The following is a 6,136-nucleotide window of genomic DNA, read 5'->3' as shown; positions in this document are numbered from 1 at the left end:
TAACAGGCTCGATAAGCGCGAGTTCAACACCGCGACATGGTCAAAATTCATACCTGCTATCCACTTTGAATCTACTCTGTTAACTATCTTAGCATTTTCATGGCCCATCTGACTTGCTATAAACGTGTGATTCGCGGGTAGAAAGAAAAATGTGAGGGGAAAGAGGGGGAAATGACCATGACGGGCAGAAGAGAGCATTCGCAAAATCGTGGGAATAAAGAAAATCAACCGGGAAGAGCGGCTTTCTTCCCGGTTATTGCGTTACTTCTGGATCTTATTTACGCGTACTACTGGTGGTTGCATTTTAGCGTCGAGGCTACCGTTAATACTGATCATTTGATCGGGTTTAACCGTTCGACCATCGAAAACCGCGTGTGGAATTAAAGTCAGGATACTGCCGGTTTTATCACGAAAGACAAATTTGTCTCCGTCTTGATCCTCGATGAGATTACCTCGCAGAGAAATGGTCGCACCGTCATGCATCGTTTTGGCCTGTTCGACAGTCATGATTCTTGCATCTTCAGTCCCACGATAACCTTCATCCAGAGCGTGGGCTGGCGGTGGAGCTGTATCATTTTTCAACCCGCCGTTATCATCAGCAAGCGCTGGCGACAATAAAAAACAACATAATAATGGCGTTATGGATAATTTCATATGTTCTCCTTTTGCCAAGGTTGAAATGTTAAGTGTGGTTGCTATTTATTAACACTGCGAACTGGATAAGTCTCAAATAATATTGTTTAAATTAAATCTAACGTTGGTGGGGATATAAGCGCAACGGTAGAGGAAAGTAGGGGGGGTAATATTCCGAGAAAATTAAGTGTAGCTGGATAATATAGGTCATGCCATTCATTTTGGTCTACGCTTATTAGTCTTTGTGATAAATAATGAGAGGTAATTGAATGGCTGGCTTAAACAAGGAAAAAAAGACCATCAATAAAACCAATTCTGCGCGTTTTCCGGCGCCGCCTTTTCAACAGCAGCAGCAGCCCTTTCCCGGGCTGGCGGGGAAAATGCAACCGCGCCCCGATCATGGAGAAGACAGCTATCAGGGAAGCGGTCGCCTGAATGGGCGCAAGGTATTAATTACCGGTGGGGATTCAGGGATTGGTCGTGCTGTTGCTATTGCCTATGCTCGTGAAGGCGCTGATGTTGCGATTAACTATTTACCTGAAGAAGAAGACGATGCGCGTGAAGTGGTCGATCTGATAAAAAAAGCAGGCAGAAATGTTTTGGCCATCCCCGGAGATATCCGTGATGAGGCTTTTTGCGGTCATCTGGTAACACAGGCGGTAAAAGGACTGGGAGGGTTGGATATCCTCGTCAATAATGCGGGTCGTCAGCAATTTTGTGAGTCAATTGAGGAACTCACCACAGAAGACTTCGACGCAACATTCAAAACCAATGTTTACGCTATGTTTTGGATCACCAAAGCGGCCATACCCCATCTTTCACCAGACAGCGTGATAATTAATACCTCCTCCGTACAGGCTTATGAGCCAAGTGAAATCTTGCTTGATTATGCTCAGACTAAAGCAGCTATCGTGGCATTTACTAAATCGCTGGCGAAACAGCTGGCCCCGAAAGGGATCCGTGTCAATGCCGTCGCGCCGGGTCCATACTGGACTGTACTGCAGTGCTGTGGTGGTCAACCGCAGGAAAAGGTGGAGAAATTTGGGGCAAATGCGCCGCTGGGACGCCCTGGTCAACCGGTGGAAATCGCGCCGCTTTATGTCACCCTGGCCGCTCGGGAGAACAGCTATACGTCTGGTCAGGTCTGGTGTTCTGATGGGGGGACCGGAACCCTCTAACGTTTACGATCTGTGCGTCGAAAGTGACTTTTAAGGCAAGGGCGGACACTATTGTATAAGGGCGGGAGCGGTACTTACCGCTCCGTGAATGCTAACCAATCACCGCGATGCCAAGTCGCTCCATGAGCAACGATGCCTGGTAGTTGTCCAACTTAACGCCTTGTAAATCAACGCCCCGAATATCTAAGTCACCCAACTCCGAATTGGTCAGATCGCAATGTGTGAAGTTTGCTGCTCGCCAGTCGAAAGTCGAAAACTCGCCGCCGGAGAGATCTGAACCACTGAACGTCGCGCCCAGTACCTGGGCACCTATCCAACGGTTTTCCCACAGCTCACACTTTTCCAACACGACTTTCGAAAAATTGGCGTAGCTTAGATTGGTATTCGTGATATATGCGCTACAAAACCAGGTGCGCGTGGTGATCATATTCATAAAGCTTGCGCCGCGGAAATCTGCGCCTTGTGCGCGGCAGTGGCGAATTTCAATGCCCAGCGCACTGGAATTGCGAAAATCCGCCATGGATAAATCACAGCTTTTAAAAATGGCATCTTTCAGCATCGCACGACTAAAATTGCACCCTTTCTGGCTTTCACGATCATAGAACTGACAGCCGATAAATTCAGTGCCGCTCAGGTCGGCACCTGAAAAATCACAGTTAAAAAATGTACTATTTTCAATTTTCTCACCGGTGAAACGGTTTCTGTCAATTTTTTCGCCAACGAGTGCCAGAGCCATATTTTGTACCTGTTTTTTTATACAGTAATGGCGTCATGGTAAACCCTGATGAGGTTATGCGTCAAATCCGCCAATATGACATCTGCAAATGTGCGTTAAATCTGGTGTTTTTTCAGCAAAGCGCGAAGCTGATGGTAAGTCAGACCCAGTAATTCAGCGGCTTTTTTCTGGTTAAATTTTGCCTGCTGTAAGCTGGTTTGTAGAAAGTCTTTCTCTTGCTGCTGCTGGAATTCACGCAGATCCAGCGGTAACCCTACAGACATCGGTTTAGTTTCCGGCGCCTGCGGCTGAGTAGTGTGGCGGCGGAAGGGGTCAATGATTATCTCATCCAGCGGGTAATCACTGGTTCCATGCCGGTAAACGGATCGCTCCACGACGTTTTTCAGTTCACGAATATTGCCCGGCCAACGGTAGTGGAGGAGAGTTTCTCTGGCCTCGGCACTAAAACCCGGAAACAGAGGTAATCCGATCTCGCGGCACATCTGAATGGCAAAATGCTCGGCCATTAACATAATGTCACTTTGACGCTCGCGTAACGGTGGGAGTTGCACCACGTCAAAGGCCAGGCGATCCAGCAGGTCAGCGCGGAAAGTGCCTTCGCTGACCATGCGAGGTAAGTCGGCATTGGTCGCACAAACAAGTCGTACGTTAACTTGCAACGGCTGGCTGCCACCAACGCGCTCCAGCTCGCCATATTCAATAACCCGCAGTAATTTTTCCTGTACCAACATCGGGGCGGTTGCCAGTTCATCGAGAAACAGCGTACCGCCGTCGGCGCGTTCGAAACGTCCTGGATGGCGTTTTTGCGCGCCGGTAAAGGCACCCGCTTCGTGACCAAACAGTTCGGAATCAAGCAAATTTTCGTTTAGAGCCGCGCAGTTAAGCGAAATAAACGGGCCTTGCCAGCGGGTGGAGAGGTAGTGCAGGCGGTTGGCAATAAGTTCTTTCCCGGTCCCGCGCTCACCTATAACCAGTACAGGTTTATCCAGCGGCGCGAGATGAGAAACCTGCTCCAGCACTTCAATAAAGCTGTTCGCTTCACCCAGAAGATTATCTTTGTATCCAGCCATGATGAAATTCACCATTTGTTAGTGTTATTCACCAATTTACGCTAATTAGCCTGGCAGGTAAAATTATATAATTACATTAAAATCAATTATATAAAAAGTTGGCACGCCAAGTGCATAACGAAAACAGCAGGGCATAGCCCGATATCAGAACAGTAAGTGAGGATTACATTATGGGTATTTTTTCTCGTTTTGCCGACATCGTGAACGCCAACATTAATGCGTTGCTGGAAAAGGCTGAAGATCCGCAGAAACTGGTGCGGTTGATGATCCAGGAAATGGAAGACACGCTGGTTGAGGTACGTTCTAACTCAGCGCGTGCGCTGGCAGAAAAGAAACAATTATCTCGCCGTATCGAACAGGCCAGTGCCCAACAGGCAGAGTGGCAAGAAAAAGCAGAACTTGCGCTGCGTAAAGAGAAAGAAGATTTGGCGCGTTCTGCGTTAATTGAAAAGCAGAAACTGACCGATTTAATTGCCTCTCTGGAGCATGAGGTGACGCTGGTTGACGATACGCTGGCGCGTATGAAAAAAGAGATCGGTGAGCTGGAAAATAAACTCAGTGAAACCCGTGCTCGTCAGCAGGCGTTGATGCTGCGTCATCAGGCAGCGAGTTCTTCGCGTGATGTTCGTCGTCAACTGGACAGCGGTAAACTCGATGAAGCGATGGCGCGCTTTGAATCTTTCGAGCGTCGTATCGATCAGATGGAAGCCGAGGCTGAAAGCCATAACTTCGGTAAACAGAAGTCTCTGGATCAGCAATTTGCTGACCTGAAAGCAGATGATGAAATCAGCGAGCAGCTGGCGCAACTTAAAGCCAAAATGCAGCAAGACAAGCAATAATAACATCTGGCGGCGCCCGAACGCGCCGCCGCTCATCACCTGTAAGGAGTACTCATGAGCGCGCTATTTCTGGCTATCCCGTTAACCATCTTTGTGTTGTTCGTTTTACCGATTTGGCTCTGGCTGCACTACAGCAACCGTTCCAGTCGTGGCGAACTGTCGCAAAGTGAACAGCAACGCCTGGTTGAACTCAACGATGACGCACAGCGGATGCGCGAGCGCATTCAGGCGCTGGAAGACATTCTTGATGCTGAACATCCAAACTGGAGGGACCGCTAATGGGAGGCGTTAATCTGAACAAAAAACTGTGGCGTATTCCGCAGCAGGGCATGGTGAAGGGGGTTTGCGCAGGTATTGCGCATTATCTCGATGTGCCTGTGAAGCTGGTACGGATCCTGGTGGTGTTGTCAGTCTTTTTTGGCCTGGCCTTTTTCACCTTCGTCGCCTACATCGTGCTGACCTTTGTGTTGGACCCGATGCCGGACAATGTGGTTTCTGGCGAGCAGCAGCCATCAAGCGGTGAGCTGTTGGATGCCGTCGATCGCGAGCTGGCTGCTAGTGAAAAGCGTTTACGTGAAATGGAACGTTATGTGACGTCCGATACTTTTTCCTTACGTAGTCGCTTCCGTCAATTGTGAGGACAGAAATGAACAATCGCTGGCAACGTGCCGGGCAAAGGGTTAAGCCGGGCTTTAAAATAGCAGGTAAGCTGGTGCTTCTGACCGCGCTGCGCTACGGCCCGGCGGGTGTAGCAGGGTGGGCGGTGAAGTCCGTCGCCCGACGCCCGCTAAAAATGCTGCTGGCGTTGGTTCTGGAACCGGTGTTGAGTCGGGCTGCGGCAAAATTGTCGAAACGCTATTCAGGTAATCAACCCTGATATTTGAATCAGCAAAAGCAAGCAACAATTAATCAACATTCCCTCAGTTAATTTGCGGCAGCTCACAAATATAATTTTGGGGCTGTCAGAATTCTTTTGGATCGTTACCACGGGTATTGAGGGTGAACTAAAAAATCTATTTCGCAGAGCATTAATACCCAGGTTTTATATCAGGAAGTCGGTCAGCAATATTTGTGTTCCTATCGTGATATTCTGTAATCCTTTCTCACCTGCAATCAGATTAAATAATAAATTACAGCTTTGCTCACCTAATTGTTGGGTAGGAACATCAAATGTGGGTAGAAAAATCAACAGGCTAACTGCAGCATGGGTAACCTGAGGAACAATCGTCCGCGCCTGCAGACGGTGATAATGCGGTCGCAATATTTTCTTAAGAACTGGCGTATAGTGTAGAGGTAAATCCAACTATCAGTCAGGAAGATATTATGTTGAAAAAAGGTGTATTAGCGTTGGCTCTGGTCATCGGCATGCCGGTTTACGCAGCCGAACACTGGATCGATGTTCGCGTTCCTGAACAGTACCAACAGCAGCATATTCAGGGGGCCGTCAATATTCCGTTAAAAGAAATGAAGGCACGTATTGCAGCTGAAGTTCCTGATAAGAACGACACTGTGAAGCTGTACTGCAACTCCGGGCGTCAATCGGGACAAGCGAAGGATATGTTGACTGAAATGGGCTATACGCAGGTGACGAATGAAGGTGGCATCAACCAGATCTCGCTTCCTAAAGTAGAGAATAAATAAGCCGTACGCAGTTCTTCTGCTCCTGGCGGTAAGAATAAT

Annotated in this window: 9 protein-coding genes and 1 pseudogene; 6 read left to right on the top strand and 4 right to left on the bottom strand. The window is 48.4% G+C overall.

Annotation, left to right across the window (positions count from 1 at the left end; genetic code table 11):
- Positions 1–261: 261 nt before the first annotated feature.
- Complete coding sequence (locus ACHHZ7_RS23705) at positions 262–654, bottom strand: YdeI family stress tolerance OB fold protein (RefSeq protein ID WP_008784920.1); 393 nt, start codon at positions 652–654, stop codon at positions 262–264.
- 248 nt (positions 655–902) lie between these two features.
- Here ACHHZ7_RS23705 and ACHHZ7_RS23700 point away from each other — a divergent pair, with 248 nt between their 5' ends.
- On the top strand, positions 903–1,811 hold the full coding sequence (locus tag ACHHZ7_RS23700; RefSeq protein WP_001749993.1) for an SDR family oxidoreductase: 909 nt from the start codon (positions 903–905) through the stop codon (positions 1,809–1,811).
- 91 nt (positions 1,812–1,902) lie between these two features.
- Here ACHHZ7_RS23700 and ACHHZ7_RS23695 read toward each other — a convergent pair whose 3' ends face one another.
- Positions 1,903–2,547: a quinolone resistance pentapeptide repeat protein QnrB1 gene (locus ACHHZ7_RS23695; RefSeq protein ID WP_014386481.1), complete on the bottom strand. Its 645-nt coding sequence runs from the start codon at positions 2,545–2,547 to the stop codon at positions 1,903–1,905.
- Between the two features lie 95 nt (positions 2,548–2,642).
- Positions 2,643–3,632, bottom strand: coding sequence for a phage shock protein operon transcriptional activator (gene pspF, locus ACHHZ7_RS23690; RefSeq protein WP_161495982.1), 990 nt, complete (start codon positions 3,630–3,632; stop codon positions 2,643–2,645).
- A 155-nt stretch (positions 3,633–3,787) separates the two neighbouring features.
- Here pspF and pspA point away from each other — a divergent pair, with 155 nt between their 5' ends.
- From pspA to pspD, 4 genes are read left to right on the top strand one after another with little or no spacing between them, the layout of a single operon-like run.
- Complete coding sequence (gene pspA, locus ACHHZ7_RS23685) at positions 3,788–4,456, top strand: phage shock protein PspA (RefSeq protein WP_003020532.1); 669 nt, start codon at positions 3,788–3,790, stop codon at positions 4,454–4,456.
- 54 nt (positions 4,457–4,510) lie between these two features.
- Positions 4,511–4,735, top strand: coding sequence for an envelope stress response membrane protein PspB (gene pspB, locus ACHHZ7_RS23680; protein WP_003020509.1), 225 nt, complete (start codon positions 4,511–4,513; stop codon positions 4,733–4,735).
- Complete coding sequence (pspC, locus tag ACHHZ7_RS23675) at positions 4,735–5,094, top strand: envelope stress response membrane protein PspC (protein WP_003020497.1); 360 nt, start codon at positions 4,735–4,737, stop codon at positions 5,092–5,094. Before pspB ends, pspC begins: the two co-directional genes overlap by 1 nt.
- A gap of 8 nt (positions 5,095–5,102) precedes the next feature.
- Positions 5,103–5,333 (top strand): phage shock protein PspD, encoded by a 231-nt coding sequence (pspD, locus tag ACHHZ7_RS23670; RefSeq protein WP_003833267.1) that lies wholly within the window; start codon positions 5,103–5,105, stop codon positions 5,331–5,333.
- Between the two features lie 165 nt (positions 5,334–5,498).
- Here pspD and ACHHZ7_RS23665 read toward each other — a convergent pair.
- Positions 5,499–5,624: pseudogene (locus tag ACHHZ7_RS23665) on the bottom strand (LacI family transcriptional regulator); the annotation flags it as partial.
- Between the two features lie 155 nt (positions 5,625–5,779).
- Here ACHHZ7_RS23665 and pspE point away from each other — a divergent pair.
- A complete protein-coding gene (gene pspE, locus ACHHZ7_RS23660; protein ID WP_008784913.1) occupies positions 5,780–6,097 on the top strand; it encodes a thiosulfate sulfurtransferase PspE in 318 nt (105 codons plus the stop codon).
- Positions 6,098–6,136: the final 39 nt, after the last annotated feature.

It is taken from the genome of Citrobacter freundii complex sp. 2024EL-00216 (assembly GCF_043945515.1).
Classification (GTDB): Bacteria; Pseudomonadota; Gammaproteobacteria; order Enterobacterales; family Enterobacteriaceae; genus Citrobacter; species Citrobacter portucalensis.
Note: the sequence above shows the minus strand (reverse complement) of the source record. Positions and strands in the feature narration are given on the sequence as shown.

Excerpts from the sequence above, each read along its gene's own strand:
- ACHHZ7_RS23695 (WP_014386481.1), bottom strand. The coding sequence starts at position 2,547 with ATGGCTCTGGCACTCGTTGGCGAAAAAATTGACAGAAACCGTTTCACC.
- pspC (WP_003020497.1), top strand. The coding sequence starts at position 4,735 with ATGGGAGGCGTTAATCTGAACAAAAAACTGTGGCGTATTCCGCAGCAG.
- ACHHZ7_RS23705 (WP_008784920.1), bottom strand. The coding sequence starts at position 654 with ATGAAATTATCCATAACGCCATTATTATGTTGTTTTTTATTGTCGCCA.
- pspA (WP_003020532.1), top strand. The coding sequence starts at position 3,788 with ATGGGTATTTTTTCTCGTTTTGCCGACATCGTGAACGCCAACATTAAT.
- pspD (WP_003833267.1), top strand. The coding sequence starts at position 5,103 with ATGAACAATCGCTGGCAACGTGCCGGGCAAAGGGTTAAGCCGGGCTTT.
- pspE (WP_008784913.1), top strand. The coding sequence starts at position 5,780 with ATGTTGAAAAAAGGTGTATTAGCGTTGGCTCTGGTCATCGGCATGCCG.
- ACHHZ7_RS23700 (WP_001749993.1), top strand. The coding sequence starts at position 903 with ATGGCTGGCTTAAACAAGGAAAAAAAGACCATCAATAAAACCAATTCT.
- pspB (WP_003020509.1), top strand. The coding sequence starts at position 4,511 with ATGAGCGCGCTATTTCTGGCTATCCCGTTAACCATCTTTGTGTTGTTC.
- pspF (WP_161495982.1), bottom strand. The coding sequence starts at position 3,632 with ATGGTGAATTTCATCATGGCTGGATACAAAGATAATCTTCTGGGTGAA.